This is a genomic window from Comamonas flocculans (genome assembly GCF_007954405.1).
In the GTDB taxonomy this organism is placed as follows: Bacteria; Pseudomonadota; Gammaproteobacteria; order Burkholderiales; family Burkholderiaceae_C; genus Comamonas_C; species Comamonas_C flocculans.
This window is the reverse complement of sequence record NZ_CP042344.1, coordinates 2,402,305-2,418,731: the sequence shown is the minus strand read 5'-3', so window position 1 is coordinate 2,418,731 and position 16,427 is coordinate 2,402,305. Positions and strand designations below refer to the sequence as shown.

Below are 16,427 nucleotides of genomic sequence, written 5' to 3'. Positions count from 1 at the left end.
GATACCGTTGCTGACGTTGATGTCATGGCGCGGGCACCGCTCACGCGGCGGCCCGTCGCTCTGTAATGAACCCAGCTCGCAGCAGCCCCGACGGGCTGCCACGTTGGATTGGGGCGAAACGCACCAGCGCCTGCTCGCATCCAATGTGGCAACTCGCCTCGATTGCCGCAAAGGGTGCCAGGCACCCCGTGAAAACGAGTTGCCGCGCTGAACGAGTCACGCGGCGTCATCAACGATTTGGAGAATCCACCATGAAGATGAAGATGCAAACACTGGCCATCGCCTGCGCCGCCCTGCTCGGCCTCGGGTTCAGCGTCGCCACCCCGGCCATCGCGCAGGGGCATGCGCATGCCGCCACCACGCAGGCGGCACCTGCCGCGCCCAACCTGCACAAGGCCATGCGCAGCCTCTGGCACGGGCACGTGGTGACCACGCGCGACTACGCGCTGGCGGTGTTCGCGAACGACCAGGCCGGCGCGCAAAAGGCCGGCGACGCGGTGGTCGCCAACGCCAAGGACATCAGCGCCGCCGTCGCCGGCTTCTACGGCCAGCCCGCGGGCGACGCCCTGCTCAAGCTGCTGGCGGGCCACTGGGGCGCGGTCAAGGCGCTGACCGACGCGGCCCACGCGGGCAACACCGCGGGCGAGGAGAAGGCCTTGAACGACGCCGTGGCCAACGCTGGCGAGATCTCCAGCTTCCTTGCCGGCGCCAACCCCAACTGGAAGGCAGAAGAGCTGAACAGCGGCCTGGTGGCCCACTTCGGCCACCACAAGTCGCAGGTGGACCTGATGGCGCAAAAGGCGCCCAAGGACAAGCAGGAGGCCGAATGGCAGGCCATGCAGCAGCACATGGACGCGATCGCCGACGTGCTGGCCGACGGCATCGCCAGGCAGTTCCCCGACAAGGCGAACTGAGCAAGGCGCCGCACCGGGGCCGCAATGGCCGCGCCGCGGCGTTTTGCTATGCGCGCTGCAACGCCGCCAGCAGCGCGTCCTGCACCGGCGGCGCCACCACGGCCATGCGCACGCGGCCGGGCAGGCCGAAGCTCTCGGCATCGCGCAGCTTGATGCCGCGCTGGCGCAGCGACGCCAGCATGGTTTTTACATCAAAAGTGCCTGAAACGCTTGCTGGGAAAGCGCTGGAAGCTATGAAAAAATTGGTTTCACTGGCCTGCACGCACCAGCCCCGGGCCTGCAGCGCCGCCACCTGGCGCGCCTTCCAAGCGCGCAGGGTTTCGTGGCAGCCCTGCAGCCAGTCGCGGCAGGCGGGCGTGGCCCAGGTCTGCAGCAGCGCCACGCCGTGCGCGCCCAGCGGCCAGGACGGCGTGAGCGCACGCACCCGCGCCAGCAGGCGCTCGTCCACCGCTGCGGGAGCAATCGCACAGGCCGCGCGCACGCCGGTCAGCGCCAGGGCCTTGTTGGGGGTGATGAGGCGCCAGACGCGCTCCAGCCGCGCGGCGCCCAGGCTGGGCGCGCCGCTCAGGCGCAGCGGCTCGTAGGCCTGGTCCAGCACCAGGGTCTGATCGGCGCGCAGCGCATCGACGCGCCCGGCCAGCCCCGGCTCGGCCTGGCCCAGCGGGCTGCCGGGCTCGCAGGCCCACAGCAGTGCGGCCTCCCGCGCATCCCGCGTGGGCAGCAAGCCGGCGGCCTGCGCGGCGCGGGCGTAGTCGCCATAGGCAGGCTCGGGCAGCCACACGCGCGCGCCCGGCCCCGCCTGCAGCGCCAGCGCCAGGCTGATGCGCTGGATGAAGGCGCTGGCGCTCTCCGCCAGCACGATGCGCTCCGGTGCCACGCCATGCCATGCGGCCAGTTGCGCGGTGAGCGCGGTGTAGGCCGGGTCGGGGTAGTGGCGTGCGTCGCAGCCTTGCAGCGCCCGCACCGCGGCAGGAAAGGGGCCGCAGGCGTTGGCGTTGGTGGAAAGGTCGTGCAGCGGTACGCCCAGCGCGTCCGGCCCGCCGTGCAGCGGCGCTACCACGGCGCGCCCCCCGCCAGCAGCACGGCGCAGGCCAGCAAGGTGGCGGCGACGGCCACGCGCGAGCCCAGGGCGCAGGCGCGCAGCAGGTCGGCGGGCTGCGGGCTGCGCCCGGCCTTGTTCAACTGGTAGACGCCGGGCTTGCCCAGGCGCACGCCCAGCGCCAGCGCCATGGCCGCCATGGGCCAGCCGCCATTGGGCGAGGGCGTGCGCCGCGCCTGTGCGGGCAACTGGCGCCAGACGCGCAAGGCCCCAAAAGCGGCCAGCAGGACGGCGGTGACGCGCGCGGGCAGCCAGGCCAGCACGTCGTCGGCCCGCGCGGCCCAGCGGCCGGCCCAGGTCCAGTCGCGCGCCACGCCCGCCAGCGCACGCGGGCCGCGGTAGCCCCACATCGCGTCGGCGGTATTGGCAAAGCGAAACAGCGCCGCCCCCGGCAGACCCAGCAGCACGAACCAGAACAGCGGCGCCACCAGCGAATCGTTGAGGTTCTCCGCCAGGCTCTCGATGGCGCTCTCGCGCACCTCGGCCTCGCTCAGCGCCAACACATCGCGGCTGACCAGGCGCGCCAACTGGGCACGGCCCTCGACCGGCGACCGGGTGAGTGCCCGCTCCACCGCCAGCACCTCGTCGTGCAGCAGCGCCCACGCCAGCAGCGGCTTGAGCAGCAGGGCCAGCAGCAGCACGCAGGCCCAGTCGGGCAAGTGCACAACGCCCACCTGCAGCCCCCAGGCCAGCGCCGCCACCGGTAGCGCGCCCAGGCACCACGCGGCCGCGCCGCGCCAGAACACCAGCGCCTGCCCCGCCACGGGCGCGCCCGCCAATGGCGCCACGCGCGCACCCATCCAGGCAAGGTAGTGCCCCATCCAGACGACGGGGTGCCAGCGCGCGGGCGGCTCGCCGAGCGTTCGGTCCACGGCCAGCGCCAGCGCGGGCACCATGGCCAGCCACGCCAGCGCCGCAGGCGAAGCAGACAGGAAAAAAATCAATGCAGCACGGGCAGATCGCGCTCGCCACGCTCCAGCGCCAGCAGCCAGTGCTTGCGCGGCACGCCGCCGCCGTAGCCGGTGAGGCTGCCGTCCGAGCCGATCACCCGGTGGCAGGGCACGACGATGCTGATCTTGTTGGCCCCGTTGGCCGCCGCCACCGCGCGCATGGCCGTGGGGCGGCCCACCTGGTGCGCCTGCTCGGCGTAGCTGCGCGTGTGCCCGTAGGCGATGGTGAGCAGCGCGCGCCACACGTCCTGCTGAAACGGCGTGCCCACCAGGTCCAGCGGCACCTCGAAGCCCTGGCGCCGGCCGGCAAAGTAGTCGGTCAGCTCCTGGCCCAGCTGGCGCGTGAGCGCGCTCTCGCCCGGCTCGGCCGGGCCACCGCGCGCCGCCTGCACCTGGCTGATTTCGCGCGCCAGGCCGCGGGTGTTTTCGGAAAACTCCAGCAGGCACAGGCCGCGCTCGGAAATGAGCGCGGTCATCTCGCCCAGCGGCGTCGGGTAGGTGTGGGAAAGCAGGCTCATGGGTTACATCCTAGTGTAGTGTTGCGCGCCAGCAGGCACTTGCGACGTACCGCCAGGGGAACGGTCAAAAATGCCCGCAGCGGCGTTGCAGCTCTTGACGAGGGCACCACCATTGCCTGCGAGCCGCGCCTTGCCGTGGACATTCTTGACCATTTCACAAGCACCTGCTGGCGCGCAACTCCACACCAGCGCCATCGCAGCGTTCAGTCCTCGATGCCGCGCTGCGCCGGCACGCCCGCCTTGAAGGCATGCTTGACCAGCGTCATTTCGGTCACCGTGTCGGCCAGTTCGATGATCTCGGGCGGGCAGCGCCGCCCGGTCAGGCACACGTGCACGTCGCGCGGCCGCTCGCGCAGGGTCTGCAGCACGGGATCCAGGGGCAGCCAGCCGTAGATCAGCGGGTAGGTGATTTCGTCGAGCACGACGAGGAAGTGCTCGCCGTCCATGATGGCGGCACGCGCGCGCTCCCAGCCGTCGCGCGCGAGCTGGGCGGAGTGCTCCAGGTCGCGGCTCTTCCAGGAAAAGCCGTCGCCCAGGCCGTGGATGGGCAGGCCGATGCTCTCGAACATGCGGTGCTCGCCAAAGCGCGCCGTGGGCACCTTCATGAACTGGAAGATCTCCACCTGCTTGCCGTGCACGTGCTGGCGCCCGAAGGCGCGCAGCGCCAGGCCGAAGGCGGCGGTGCTCTTGCCCTTGCCGTCGCCGGTGTTGACGATGATGAGGCCGCGGCGCTCGCCCTCGGGGCGTTCGTAGCGTTTTTCGGTGGGTGGGGTTTCAATCTGCATGGGCAGCCTCCTGTGGCAGTGCAATCCATTGCCCGCGCACGGGGTGTATGGAGATGCGGTGGTCAAACGCGGCCTGCAGCGCGCGGTGGGTGGCCTCGTCGCGGCTGGGCCCGAAGTGCAGCAGCCGCCCGGCCTTGACGACGAGGATGTGGTCGGCCTGCAGCGCCATGTTCAGCTCGTGCAGCACGCTCACCACGGTGGTGCCGCCCGCCACCAGCGCGCGCACGGTGGCGAGCCAGTCGGCCTGGTGCGGCGGGTCCAGGTGCGCCAGCGGCTCGTCCATCAGCACCACGCGCGCCTGCACCGCCAGCAGGCGGGCCAGCAGCACGCGCTGGCGCTCGCCGCCCGAGAGCTCGCCCAGGCGCCGGTGGCGCAAATCCAGGCAGGCCATGGTGCGCAGCGCCTGGCTCACCACGTCCAGATCGGTGCGCGTGGGCGCGGCCAGCCAGGGGCGGTGCGGCAGGCGGCCGAGCATCACCACGTCCTGCACCTGCAGGTCTTCGCCGCCGCCCTCCTGCTGGCCCAGCCAGGCGAGCTGGCGCGCGCGCTCGCGCGTGGGCAGTCCGGCCAGCGGGCGGCCCAGCAGCTGCACTTCGCCCTCGCAGGGCAGCAGGCCGGCGAGCACGCGCAGCAGCGTGGACTTGCCCGCGCCATTGGGGCCGACGATGGCGCTCCAGCCGCCCGCGGGCAAGGCAAGGTGCAGATCATGCAAGATGGCGCGCTGGCCCACGCGTGCGCTGGCCACCCGCGCCTGCAGCGCGATGGAAGGCGACGGCGCCGCGGGCCTCACTGCACGGCCCCCACACCCGCGCGCCGGTGCATCAGCCACAGCAGGTAGGCACCGCCCAGCACGGCGGTGAGCACGCCCACCGGCAGCTCCTGCGGCGCAATCACCAGGCGCGAGGCCACGTCCGCCAGCGTGAGCAGCAGCCCGCCCACCAGCGTGGACAGCAGCAGCAGCGGCCCGTGGGTGCAGCGCGCCATGGACCGCGCCAGGTGCGGCGCCACCAGCCCGACGAAGCCGATCAGCCCGGTCTGCGCCACCGCCGCGCCCGTGGCCAGCGCCAGCACGCCCACCAGCAGCGCGCGCATGGGCGCGAGCGGCAGGCCCAGGCTGATGGCCGTGGACTCGCCCAGGCTGAGCGCGTCCAGCACCCGGGCCAGCGACAGCGACAGCAGCAGCAGCGGCGCCAGCACCACCAGCATCACCGCGCAGCCGCTCCAGCCGACGAAACCCGTGACGCCCAGCGTGAAGCCCTGCATGGCCTGCAGCACGTCGGGCTGGGCCAGTTGCACCAGGTCGCGCACCGCGCCCAGCACGAAACCCACCACCACGCCGGCCAGCAGCAGGCGCAGGGTTTGCTGCACGCCGCGCGCCAGCACCAGCGCCAGCAGCACCCCGGCCAGCGCCCCCAGAAAAGCCGCACCGGTAAAGCCCAGCCGCCCCATCCAGGGCGAGGCCGCCTGCAGCAGCGCCACGCTGCCGCCACCGGCCACCATGCCGCCCACGCCCAGCGCGGCGTAGGCCAGCGCCACGCCCAGCGCCGCGCCCGAGGCGCTGCCCAGCAGAAAGGGGTCGGCCAGCGGGTTGCGAAACAGCCCCTGCGCCACCGCCCCGGCCAGCGCCAGCAGCGCCCCGGCCAGCCACGCGCCCAGGGTGCGCGGCAGGCGGATGTCCATCACGATCTGCCAGGCCGCCGGGTCGTCGCGCATGCGCAGCAGGCTGTCAAAACCGGTGCTGCCCGCGCTCGCGCCCCAGGCCAGCGCCAGCAGCGAGGCCAGCACCAGCGCCAGGGCCAGCCAGAGCACGCGCGGACCTGCCCTGCGGGGCAGTTCCAGGGTGCGGCTGGCCAAGGTGTTCATGGTCAAGAAATATGTATCAAATCGGGCTCAAACGCTTGCCTGGCAAGCGCTGACAGCTCATTTTTCAGAAGAAATTCCACGCGCCGCGCAATCCGCCATCAGCCGTGCCGCCTCGGGCATGCGCGGGCCGGGGCGCACCAGGATGTTGCGCTCGTCGGCATTGAATTCGCACACCTTGCCACGGCGCAGCGCGCGCAGCCGCGCCCAGCCGGGGCGGCGCGCCAGTTCGGCCGCGCCCTGCTGGCTGACCATGATGAGGTCGGGGTCCAGGCGCACCACCAGCTCGGGGTTGATCTTGGGATAGGGGCCGAGCGCCGGGTCCATGATGTTCACCAGGCCCAGGGCCTCGATCAGCTCGTCGATGAAGGTGCCGCGCCCGGCCGCGTGCGGCGCGGGCGTGATCTCGTAGTACACCCGCTGGCCACGCGCGCCTGGCGGCACGCTGGCGGCCGCGGCCTGCACCCCGGCGTCGATGCGCGCGAGCAGGGCCAGCGCCCCGCCGACCTGCAGCAGCTCGCCCAGCAATTCGGTGGTGTGGCGCATGGCCGCGCGGGTCTTGGGCTCCAGCGCCAGCACCTTCAGGCCCAGCGCGCGCAGGCGCACGCTGGCGCGCGACGAGGTGCCGATCAGCACCACGTCGGGCTTGAGCGCCACGACGGCCTCGATGTTCGGGTCCAGCCCGCCGCCCACATTGGGCAGGCGCTGCACCGACTCCGGCCAGTTGGAATAGCGGTCCACCCCCACCAGTCGGTCGCAGGCGCCCAGGGCGCAGACGGTTTCGGTCAGCGAAGGCAGCAGGCTGACGATGCGCGCGGGAGCCGCGTCGAAGCGCTGGCGCTGGCCCGCGTCGTCGGTGATCTCGTACGCCTGGGCGGCTGCAAGCAGGCACAGGGCCAGGCAGGCCCCCACCCCGGCCCTCCCCCAGCGGGGGAGGGAGTGGAACACACCAGGCCAGTTCACGGCCGCCCCTTCACCGTCAATGGCAGGCCCGCCACCATCAGCGTCACGCGCTCGCAGGCCGCGGCCGCACGCTGGTTCAGCAGGCCCAGCGCATCGACGAACTGGCGCACCTCGCGCCCCAATGGAATCACCCCCAGACCGATCTCGTTGCCCACCAGGACGACCGGCCCGGGGGGGTGCTCCAAAAACTCGAAAAACAGAGCTTGCTGCGCTTGCCAGTCTTGCGTTTGAGGCTGTTTTTGTTCTTCTTTTTCAGCCCAAGGCATGCGCTGGTTGGTCAGCCACAGCGTGAGGCAATCCACCACCACCAGGGTCTGCGCCGCACTGCACTGCCGCAGCGCAGCGGCCAAGTCCAGCGGCGCGTCCACCGTCTGCAGACGGGGCGCGCGCTCGCGCCGGTCAGCCTGGTGGCGGGCAATGCGCGCGCGCATCTCGGCGTCGTGCGCCTGGCCGGTGGCCAGCAGCACCGCCTGGTGCGCGGCATCGCGCGCCAGCCAGTCGGCCGCCAGGGCCTCGGCGCGGCGCGACTTGCCGCTCTTCTGGCCGCCCAGGATGAGTTCGCTGCGCACGATGTTCATGGTCTTGCCCCCGGCTCCCGGGCCTCGGTGAACAAAGCCACCGTAGCCACCGGGTCGGACGCGAACCAGGGGTGAAAGAAACTGCCCCGCACCGCGGGCCAGCCCGGTGCCGCGTGAATCGCCTCCCCTTGCTCGCGCACGCTGCCAGGAGCGGGCCGGGTTTGCGCCAGCGGCACCAGCGCGGTCTGCAAGCGGGCAAAGTGAAACGCATGGCCGCGCAGGCCGCTGCCCGCCCGCGCCCCTTCCCAGGTCTGCATGCCCAGCCCCGACAGGCGCGGCTGCATCTGGGCCCGCACGGGCAGCAGGCCCCACATCGGCCAGGCTTGCCCATCGCGCGTCACCAGCGCCTCGCCCAGGGCCAGCAGCCCGCCGCCCTCGGCCCAGATCGGCTTGCCCGCATTCGCGTGCTCGCGCAGTTGCCCGGCCAGGTCGGTGCGCGCCGCCAGCGCCGGGGCATGCAGTTCAGGATAGCCGCCGGGCAGCCACAGCGCATCGCAGGCGGGCAATGCCTCACCCGCCAGCGGCGAGAAGAACACCAGGCGCGCGCCCAGCGCCTTCAGTGCCTGCACGTTGGCCGGGTAGATGAAGGAAAACGCCGCGTCACGCGCCACCGCCACGGTGCGACCGGCCAGCAGCGGCTGCGGCGCAGGCGGCGCGTCCACGGGCAAGGCAAAGTCCACCTGCCAGCGCGCGCGCCAGTCCTGCGGCGACAAGCGCCCCAGCGGCGTTTCGGCCAGTGCGTCGGCCGCCGCATCCAGCCGCGCCAGCGCGGCATCACGCCCCAGCTCGCGCGCCGCCACCAGGCCCAGGTGGCGCTCGGGCAGCTGCATGGCCTCGCTGCGCGGCAAGGCGCCCAGCCAGGTGTCCCCGGGCGCGAGCGCCTCGCGCAGCAGCCGGGCATGGCCTTCGCTGGCCACGCCATTGGCCAGCACCCCGGCCCAGGGCAGCGGGCCCAGCTCGGCCTCGCGGTAGTGGCGCAGGCCATGGGCGACGGCGCCCAGGGTCTGTGCCATCGCACCCGCCTGCACCACGGCCAGCACCGGCAGGCCGCAGCGGCGCGCCAGATCGGCACTGCTCGGGCTGCCGTCGTGCAGGCCCATCACGCCTTCGACCAGCAGCACCTGCGCCTGCCGCGCCGCCGCGTGCAGGCGCAGGCGCACGTCGGCCTCTCCTCCCATCCATCCATCGAGGTTGTCCACCGGCTGGCCGCTGGCCAGCTCGTGCCAGAACGGGTCGAGAAAGTCCGGCCCGCTCTTGAACACCCGCACCGCCAACCCCCGGCGCGCGAGCAGCCGCGCGAGCGCCGCCACCACGGTAGTCTTGCCCTGGCCAGAGGCCGGGGCCGCCACCAGCAGCGCGGCGCAGGTCGCCACCATCCGCCCCTCAGCGGCCCGTCCAGCGCAGGACGACGAAGAAGCTGCGCGGCGGCGTGGCGTAGCCCTTGGCCAGCTGGTAGCCCTTGTCCGTCAGGTTGTCGATGCGCGCCAGCACGTCCCACTGGCGAGCAATGGTGGTGCTGGCATACAGGTTCACCAGCCCGTAGCCGCCCAGGCGCGTGGTGTTGGCGGCGTTGTCCCAGCGGTGGCTCACCAGCTGCCATTCGCCGCCCACGGTCCACTGCGCCACGCGCGTGTTGGCGGCGAGCTTGAGCAGGCGCTGCGCACGCCGCGCCAGCAGCTTGCCGGTGTCGGCGTTCTTGGGCTGCTGCAGGTCCAGCGAGGCGCTCAGGTTCACCCCGCCCAGGCGGTGCGCGGCCGACAGGGTCACGCCCTGCATCCGTGCATTGCCCGCGTTTTCATAGCAGCCGAAGGCACCCGCGCAAGGGCCGGGCGCGCCGAAGTTGATCAGGTTGCTGACACGGTTGCGGTAGATGGTGGCGTCCACGCGCGAGCTGCCCTGGGCCCAGTGCAGGCCCAGCTCCAGGTTGCGGCCCTTTTCGGGCTGCAGCGCCGGCTGCCCGTACTGCGAGAAGCGCTGGTAGAGCGTGGGCACGCGAAACGCCGTGCCGGCGGCGGCGGTGGCGCGCCAGCCGGGCGCAAACGCGTAGCCGTAGGCCAGGCCGCCCGTGGTCTGACCACCGAATTCGCTGTCGCGGTCGTGGCGCAGATTGGCCTGCAGCGTGTGCGCCCCGGCCACGTAGCCCCAGCCCAGCGCCAGCGCGTTCTGGTTGCGGCCGCGGTCGATGGGGTCGTTCACCAGGTGGTCTTCGCGCCGCTCCAGCGCCGCGCTCAGGGTGTGCGCGCCGTCCTTCCATTCGTTTTGCAGCAGGTAGTTGCGCAGCCGCGTCCTGGACAGGTAGGGCGAGGGCTGCGTCTCGTAGCGCTGCGCCGACTCGCTCACCGACAGGCGCGTGCGGTAGCGCTCGCTCCATTGGGCCGACCAGCTCGCGCCCAGGGTCGCCAGGCGATTGAGGCCGTGGTCGTCGAGCCCGGACGGGGTGGTGGATGCGTCGTACTGCGCGTCCATGTCACCCCAGGTGCCGCTCAGGTCCACGCGGTGCGCGGCATTGAGCTGCATGCCCAGGCGCGCGCTGGCCGCGCTCTGGCGGTAACCGTCGCGGTCGGGGGTGGAGCCCGGACGCGCGTCGTAGCCGCGACTGACGTCGCGCTGCAGGCCCAGCGAATAATCGACCGCGCCCTGTGTGCCCGAAAAGCCCGCTTCCAGCCGGCCGGTGCGGCGGTTGCCCGCGCCCACGCCCACGTAGGGCGTGAACGGGCCATCGCCCTGGCGCGTGAAGATCTGGATCACGCCCGCCACCGCGTCCGAGCCATACACGGCCGCGGCCGGGCCGCGCACGATCTCGATGCGCTCGACCTGGCCGAGCGCGATCGCTTCCCAGGGCGCGCCGCCGGTGGACTGCGAGTCCACGCGCACGCCGTCGATGTAGACGGCGGTGAAGCGCGTCTCCGCGCCGCGCAGGAACATGCTGCTGGACGTACCCGGGCCGCCGTTGCGCGACAGCTCCATGCCGGGCTGGCGCACGAGCAGGTCGGTGATCGTCACCGCGCCGCTCTGCTCGATCTGCTCGCGATCGATGAGGGTGACGTCGGCCAGCACGTCCGACAGCGGCTGCGCGGTGCGCGTGGCCGTGACCACGAGCTGCGACAGCTGCGGCGCCTGGGCCACCAGCAGCGACGGGGTATCGGCGCTCTGCGCCAGGGCCTGGGCGCTCGCGCACGCCAGCAGGGACAGGAACAGGCCCGCGCGCGCAGGGTTCGAACGATTCATCATGGGAAACACGCATCCACAAAGCGCCCGTACCAGCTTCCCCGCCGGCAGTAGGCCACACGGCTGCGCCGCGGGCGCGGCACAGCCACCTCGTTGGCCGGTATCCGGGCTGGCGGAGCGCCCCTGCAGCGCCTTCCCAGGCGCTTGTTCAAGGCACCCAGTGGCTGTGTTGCTGCAAAGGTGAATCGAAGCCGATTCGTCCGCTGACCGTTGCGGGGGCAGCGCAGGCACGGCAGCCGCTTCGTGGTGAAGGGCGCCTCCCTGCTTCCCGTTGAACTGCGGCGTGTGAACCACGGCCGCGAGCACCAACAGCGCGCGATTCTACCGGCGCCGTGGCAGGCTCTCTACAATCGCGATCCCATGACCCAAGCGCCCACTCTGGAGCAGTTCGCCGAGCGCGTGGAGCGGCTGCTGCTGCGCCACGCCGAGATCCAGCGCGCCAACGCGCTGCTGAGCGCGCAGCTGAGTGAGCTCACGCAGGAGCGCGACTCGCTGCGCTCGCGCCTGCAGGCCGCGCGCGCGCGCATCGACGCGCTCATCGACCGTCTGCCCGCCGCCAGCGACCCCGAGGACACGCCATGAGCACCAAGCAGCTGGAAGTGCAGATCATGCAGCAGACCTACCTGCTGGCCTGCCCCGAGGGTCAGGAACCGCGCCTGCTCGACGCGGTCGAGCGCGTGGACACCGCGATGACGCGCATCCGCGACGCCGGCAAGGTGCGCGCGCGCGAGCGCATCGCGGTGCTGGCCGCGCTCAACCTCGCTTTCGAGCTGGCCGACCAGCAGGAGCGGCTGGCCGAAGCCGGCCCGCGCCCCGCCGCACCCCAGGGCGAGACCCAACCCGCCGACGCCCGCCAGCTGCTGCTGTCGCTGGTGCAGCGCCTGGACGACGCGCTGGGCAGCGACGGGCAGTTGATCTAGTGCGCTGTCCCGCAAACAGCTGCGCAAAATGACCTTGGGCGCGAAAACGCGATTTCACAGACGTTTATTTGCGGGACAGCGCACCGAACAAGCTGTCACAGCTGGCGGCGCAGAGGCGCTGGACATCGCCGGCAGTGTCCCTACAATGAACTTGTCTGCGGTGCCGTCGGGCTTTAATTGCCTTGAACCAATGCTCGTAGAGCACGGACTAGGTACATCACCCGGCGGGCGTGATCATCTCGCGTCAGATGAACCCAACGCCTGGTTGCCCTGGCCCACCTGAACTCCGGTTCAGGATGACGGTCCGGCGGCGCGCCGCAGACACCATCGCTGCCCGACCCCCCAACCGATTTCACCCCGCCCTGCCGGCATGCGCCTTCTTCGCCGGGCGCGGCATGCGCGCGAAAAAGTAGCACATCTGCTGGGCGGGCATGAAGAACTCCAGCGCTTCGTCCGACAGCGCATCGAACTTCACGCTGCGGCGTATGCCGCCGTGCTCGCTCTGGCCCAGGTCGGTCACGCGCGCCTCCTGCTGCGTCACGCCCGAGGCAAACGCCAGCACGCTGGGGCGCAGCGGCGAGAGCGAGTTGCTCGACACCACGCGCGCAAAACGCCCGTCGTCCAGCTGCACGATGGAGCCAGGCGGATAAACGCCCAGCAGCCGGATGAAGGCCGCGAGCACCGAAGTCGCGTCAAAGCGCTTGCGCTCCTGCGCAAACAGCCGTGCCAGCGCCTCGTGCGGGGTATGCGCCCGCTCGCCATGCAGCGGATTGCACAGCCGGTCATAGCGATTCACCAGCGCCAGAATCTGCCCGTGCAGGCTGATCTGCGCCCCCTGCAGCCGCGCCGGAAAGCCGCTGCCGTCGACCATCTCGTGGTGCTCGCCGATGGCGCGCACCACGCAGGGCTGCAGCCCCATGCGCTGCGCCAGATCGACGGAGCGCTGCACGTGCTCTTCGTAGAGCTGGCGCTCGGGGCCGCTCAGCGCCGCCGCCGGCTCGGCGATGTGCGCGGGCAGCTCCAGCTTGCCGATGTCGTGCAGCAGCCCCGCCGTGGCCAGGTGGCACAGCTGCGCCGCGCCCAGCCCGAGCGAGCGGCCCAGCAGCATGGACAGCACCATCACGTTCACGCTGTGCTTGACCTGGCGGCGCCCGCCCATTTGCGCCAGCAAGTGCACCGCGTAGTTCTCCGCCGCCATCAGCTCGGCCACCTCGCCGCGCACCAGCGCCCGCACCCGCTCACCCGAGGCCGCGGGCTCTGCCCGCACGTTGGCGAGCACTTGTGCGTACAGCTCGGCCGCCGCCTGGAAACGGGCGCGCGCATGCGCCTGCGGCGGCTCATCGTCTTGCGCCTCGGCCGGCGCCGGGGTGTCCGCCGGACCGCCAATCTGCCAAGTGGATGGGCCAACCGAAGGGGGGCCGTCCGTGGCTGCAGCGTGCTCGGGCGCCGGATCGCCTTGTGCTTGCACCGGCTCTGCCGCCGGCTCTGACGGCTGCGGCGGTTCTGCCGATGCCGGTGTCTGCGGCGGCTGCCGCGCCCCGGCGTCTGGCGCCTCCAGCGCCTCCAGCGCCTGCGGGTCGCTGCGGGACGGCACGTAACGCACCTGCTTCAGGCCCAGCTCGCGCAGCACCTGGATCTGCGCCGGCGAGGACAAGCGAAAGCTGCTGGTCGCGAACGGATGGTTCATCCAGCCGACATCCAGCTGGACATACATGCCCACGCGGAGCATCTCGATGTTGATCAGAACGGACTCGGGCACAGTGGCGGCAGTTTACAGGCGCACGCGCCTTCGGCGGGCCAATATTCGCGCTCCACGCCACAGTCCGACGGGCTGCCGACCGTGACCTGGACCGATGGGCCGATCTCAATGAAGTGAAGTGCAACACCTGCCAGCCGGTACGCGTTCGGCGTGAAGGTCAGCCTTGCCACCACACTGAAGGAAGGCTTGGTGGCGGGCATGCGCTCCATGCCGGGCAACCCCTGCGGCGTTCCTGCACTTGTACGGGCGTTGCCAAGCCGGTCGCGAATCTGCTTGCAAAAAGGCGGGTTGCCACAAGGTGTATGAATTCACCGATCAAGAAATTTCATGGACCTCTTCCGGGCCGCATTGCGCGGACCGAAAAATTCGAAAAACGCCCGGGATTTGCCCTGGAATTTTCTACGGTTGAAGCCCGCGCACCGCCGCGCAGATTTTCGTTGTCCATTTTTGAAAGGTTCCGCCATGCATTCCCTGAACCATGACTACCCCGAGCTGCTGTTGAAGCCCGCGCAGGCGCCCTGTCTGTCGCTGTACCAGCCCACCCACCGCCAGCACCCCGACAACGTGCAAGATCCGATCCGGTTTCGCAACCTGGTCAAGCAGCTCGAAGAGTCGCTGCGCCAGAAGTACCCCCAACGTGAGGTGGCGCCGCTGCTCGCCCCCTTCGAGGCTCTGTCGGGCGAGGACGCCTTCTGGAACCACACCTGCGATGGCCTGGCGGTGCTGGGTGCACCGGGGCTGTTTCGCGTCTATCGCCTGCCGCGTCCGGTGGCTGAGCTGGCCGTGGTGGCCGACAGCTTCCACACCAAACCGCTGGTGCGCATCACCCAGTCGGCCGACCGGTTCCAGGTGCTGGGTCTGAGCCGCGACCGCTTCACGCTCTACGAAGGCAACCGCGACGGTCTGGTGGAGGTGCAGGCGCTGGATGGAGCGGCGCAAACGGCCGCCGACATGCTGAGCCTGGAGGCCGACAGCCGCGAAGGCGCGCATCGCACCTACGGGCCGCAGGGCGACGCCGCCTGGCAGGGCACCGACGTCAAGCAGGACGCGGCCGACCGGGACACCGAGCATTTCTTCCGCGCCGTGGACCAGGTGCTGATCGAGCGCAATGGCAAGGCGGGCGGCATGCCGCTGATCCTGGCGGCGCTGCCCGAGCATCACCACCTGTTTCGCACCGTGAGCAAGAACGCCCAGCTGCTGGCGCAGGCGATTGACGTGAACCCCGAGGCGCTGCCCGTCGATGCGCTGCGCGAGCGCGCCTGGGCGCTGCTGCAGCCGTATTACCTGGAGCGCCTGTCCGGCCTGGTCGATCGCTACGGCGCTGCGTCGGCCCAGGGGCAGGGCTCCAATCTGCTGGACGATATCGCCCAGGCGGCCGCGCAAGGCCGCGTGGCCGCGCTGCTGGTCGAAGCCGACCGGCTGGTGCCGGGGCGCTTCGACGCGCAGAGCGGCAAGCTCACCCGGGGCCAGCTCGACGACCCGCAAACGGACGACCTGCTGGACGACCTGGCCGAGCAGGTGCTGCGCACCGGTGGCGAGGTGGTGATGGTGCCCGCCGACCGCATGCCCACCGAAACCGGCGCGGCGGCGGTGTTCCGCTTCTGAGCCAGGCGCGCTGACGGCGGGGCGCCCGGCCGGGTCGAGCGCCACGGGCAGGCCGTTGCATGGGAGGTGCGCCCCATGCGCCCGGCGCGTTGAGCGGGTGCGCGCCGCCACCATTGCCAAGGCCGTGCCGGGCCGGGTGGATGTGCGGCAATAACTATGAAAGCAATAGCTATTGGCGCATGTTGGGCGGGCGCTGGAGGCTGATTTGGCTCATATTTTCCGGCTTCATGCCTCGTCCCGCAGCCAGTTTTCCAGCGCCAGCCCCGGCACCCGGCGAAACTCGCCTTCGTTGTCGGTCACCAGCGTGGCTTGAGCCGCCAGCGGCAGGCGCTCGGTCAGCTCGTTCAGGCGCTGACGGTTGCGTGCGGCCCAGGCGCTTTTCTCGGCGCCAAACTCCAGCTCGCCCAGCACCACGGTGGACAGCAGCAGCGCATTCAGGGACGCCTTCCGCAACGCCGTCAACCGGGCGATCAGGGCCATCGGAAAGTACGACCAGCCGCTGGCAGAACACCTGAAGGCCAGCATCAAGCACGGCAACGAGGTGGTCCATCGCCCCGAACCCCCGTCACCTGGGACGTCAGGCCCATCGTGAACGAGTAGCCCGTTGCGGGGTCGGGTCGCCAGCGCGAAGGCGGTTTCCCTGACGAACAAGGAGGCGGAAACCCGCGTCCATGTTGGGGCGGGTGCGGCGGCGTCCTTCGCGGAAACAGAGAACGGGCGGGAACAGAGAGCGCAAAAACGCCTGAAACCGGGCCACCCGGGGTGCTGGCGTCCGTCGCAGGCAGGCCCGAATCCGCGCCGGCACTGGAGATTCCGGGCGAAAAAAACCAACCGAGAACGGTTGGTCTTTTGAATGTTGGTGGAGCTGGCGGGAATTGAACCCGCGTCCGCAAGCCTTCTTCGGGCAGATCTACATGTTTAGCGTTCTGTTTTGTGTCTCACTCTGCACGCCGCGCAGACGCACGCTGCATGCAAGGCCAGCACCCTTCGATCTCGCCTTGCATCAAGGTGCCCGATGCAAGGCCAGCTGACGTGAATTCCCTTGCAGCCTGGAGGTATTGCTACCCCCTTGCCCAGCCCGTCAGCGTGCTGTTGCAAGGCTCACCGGTTTTAGGCGGCGAGTGCGAAACGTTCGTCGTTTGCAGTTACTTTTGTGAATGGAGATTTACGAGCGTCACTCAAGCTCGACATGCACCGCGCCGCTTCCGAACCCACGTCGAAACCGGTACAGCCCCAGAGCCGCCTATT

At 70.8% G+C, this 16,427-nt stretch carries 17 protein-coding genes, 1 other RNA gene and 1 riboswitch; of the genes, 4 read left to right on the top strand and 14 right to left on the bottom strand.

Features of this window, described 5'->3' with window-relative positions; genetic code table 11:
* The first annotated feature begins 251 nt into the window (after positions 1-251).
* Positions 252-914, top strand: coding sequence for a hypothetical protein (locus FOZ74_RS11555; RefSeq protein WP_146913203.1), 663 nt, complete (start codon positions 252-254; stop codon positions 912-914).
* 46 nt (positions 915-960) lie between these two features.
* Here FOZ74_RS11555 and FOZ74_RS11550 read toward each other — a convergent pair whose 3' ends face one another.
* The 10 genes from FOZ74_RS11550 to FOZ74_RS11505 all read right to left on the bottom strand — a co-directional run bounded on the left by FOZ74_RS11550 (position 961) and on the right by FOZ74_RS11505 (position 10,898).
* Positions 961-1,974, bottom strand: coding sequence for an aminotransferase class I/II-fold pyridoxal phosphate-dependent enzyme (locus FOZ74_RS11550; protein WP_146913202.1), 1,014 nt, complete (start codon positions 1,972-1,974; stop codon positions 961-963).
* Positions 1,968-2,909, bottom strand: coding sequence for an adenosylcobinamide-phosphate synthase CbiB (cbiB, locus tag FOZ74_RS11545; RefSeq protein ID WP_146914187.1), 942 nt, complete (start codon positions 2,907-2,909; stop codon positions 1,968-1,970). Before cbiB ends, FOZ74_RS11550 begins: the two co-directional genes overlap by 7 nt.
* A gap of 44 nt (positions 2,910-2,953) precedes the next feature.
* Positions 2,954-3,481 carry a methylated-DNA--[protein]-cysteine S-methyltransferase gene (locus tag FOZ74_RS11540; RefSeq protein WP_146913201.1) on the bottom strand — a complete coding sequence of 176 codons (528 nt, stop codon included), beginning with the start codon at positions 3,479-3,481 and terminating at the stop codon, positions 2,954-2,956.
* Positions 3,482-3,684: 203 nt separating this feature from the next.
* Complete coding sequence (gene cobO, locus FOZ74_RS11535; protein ID WP_146913200.1) at positions 3,685-4,266, bottom strand: cob(I)yrinic acid a,c-diamide adenosyltransferase; 582 nt, start codon at positions 4,264-4,266, stop codon at positions 3,685-3,687.
* Positions 4,256-5,011, bottom strand: a complete 756-nt coding sequence (locus FOZ74_RS11530) for an ABC transporter ATP-binding protein (RefSeq protein ID WP_255437585.1) — start codon at positions 5,009-5,011, stop codon at positions 4,256-4,258. Before FOZ74_RS11530 ends, cobO begins: the two co-directional genes overlap by 11 nt.
* 41 nt (positions 5,012-5,052) lie before the next feature.
* Positions 5,053-6,129 (bottom strand): FecCD family ABC transporter permease, encoded by a 1,077-nt coding sequence (locus FOZ74_RS11525; protein ID WP_146913198.1) that lies wholly within the window; start codon positions 6,127-6,129, stop codon positions 5,053-5,055.
* A gap of 57 nt (positions 6,130-6,186) precedes the next feature.
* Entirely contained in the window at positions 6,187-7,038 is an 852-nt protein-coding gene (locus FOZ74_RS11520; RefSeq protein ID WP_255437584.1) for an ABC transporter substrate-binding protein, read from the bottom strand.
* Positions 7,039-7,085: 47 nt separating this feature from the next.
* Complete coding sequence (locus FOZ74_RS11515) at positions 7,086-7,667, bottom strand: bifunctional adenosylcobinamide kinase/adenosylcobinamide-phosphate guanylyltransferase (protein ID WP_186764588.1); 582 nt, start codon at positions 7,665-7,667, stop codon at positions 7,086-7,088.
* The gene (locus tag FOZ74_RS11510) at positions 7,664-9,043 is read right to left on the bottom strand and encodes a cobyrinic acid a,c-diamide synthase CobB (RefSeq protein ID WP_146913197.1); all 1,380 of its coding nucleotides are present in this window, start codon (positions 9,041-9,043) and stop codon (positions 7,664-7,666) included. Before FOZ74_RS11510 ends, FOZ74_RS11515 begins: the two co-directional genes overlap by 4 nt.
* Positions 9,044-9,050: 7 nt before the next feature.
* Complete coding sequence (locus tag FOZ74_RS11505) at positions 9,051-10,898, bottom strand: TonB-dependent receptor domain-containing protein (protein ID WP_255437582.1); 1,848 nt, start codon at positions 10,896-10,898, stop codon at positions 9,051-9,053.
* A gap of 75 nt (positions 10,899-10,973) precedes the next feature.
* Positions 10,974-11,220: riboswitch (cobalamin riboswitch) on the bottom strand.
* A gap of 35 nt (positions 11,221-11,255) precedes the next feature.
* Here FOZ74_RS11505 and FOZ74_RS11500 point away from each other — a divergent pair.
* Entirely contained in the window at positions 11,256-11,477 is a 222-nt protein-coding gene (locus FOZ74_RS11500) for a DUF904 domain-containing protein (protein WP_146913196.1), read from the top strand.
* Positions 11,474-11,815 (top strand): cell division protein ZapA, encoded by a 342-nt coding sequence (locus FOZ74_RS11495; protein WP_146913195.1) that lies wholly within the window; start codon positions 11,474-11,476, stop codon positions 11,813-11,815. Before FOZ74_RS11500 ends, FOZ74_RS11495 begins: the two co-directional genes overlap by 4 nt.
* A 352-nt stretch (positions 11,816-12,167) precedes the next feature.
* Here the strand turns inward: FOZ74_RS11495 and FOZ74_RS11490 are convergent, their stop codons facing one another.
* Together FOZ74_RS11490 and FOZ74_RS11485 are read right to left on the bottom strand one after the other, a co-directional pair.
* The gene (locus tag FOZ74_RS11490; RefSeq protein WP_255437581.1) at positions 12,168-13,574 is read right to left on the bottom strand and encodes a cyclic di-GMP phosphodiesterase; all 1,407 of its coding nucleotides are present in this window, start codon (positions 13,572-13,574) and stop codon (positions 12,168-12,170) included.
* The gene (locus tag FOZ74_RS11485) at positions 13,556-13,774 is read right to left on the bottom strand and encodes a hypothetical protein (protein ID WP_146913194.1); all 219 of its coding nucleotides are present in this window, start codon (positions 13,772-13,774) and stop codon (positions 13,556-13,558) included. The genes FOZ74_RS11490 and FOZ74_RS11485 overlap by 19 nt, the downstream gene beginning before the upstream one ends.
* Before the next feature lie 262 nt (positions 13,775-14,036).
* Here FOZ74_RS11485 and FOZ74_RS11480 point away from each other — a divergent pair, with 262 nt between their 5' ends.
* Positions 14,037-15,179: a baeRF3 domain-containing protein gene (locus tag FOZ74_RS11480; RefSeq protein ID WP_146913193.1), complete on the top strand. Its 1,143-nt coding sequence runs from the start codon at positions 14,037-14,039 to the stop codon at positions 15,177-15,179.
* Positions 15,180-15,404: 225 nt separating this feature from the next.
* Here FOZ74_RS11480 and FOZ74_RS16370 read toward each other — a convergent pair whose 3' ends face one another.
* Both FOZ74_RS16370 and ssrA read right to left on the bottom strand, forming a co-directional pair.
* Entirely contained in the window at positions 15,405-15,659 is a 255-nt protein-coding gene (locus FOZ74_RS16370) for a PIN domain-containing protein (protein ID WP_146913192.1), read from the bottom strand.
* 377 nt (positions 15,660-16,036) lie between these two features.
* Positions 16,037-16,414: a transfer-messenger RNA gene (gene ssrA / locus FOZ74_RS11470) on the bottom strand.
* Positions 16,415-16,427 lie beyond the last annotated feature (13 nt).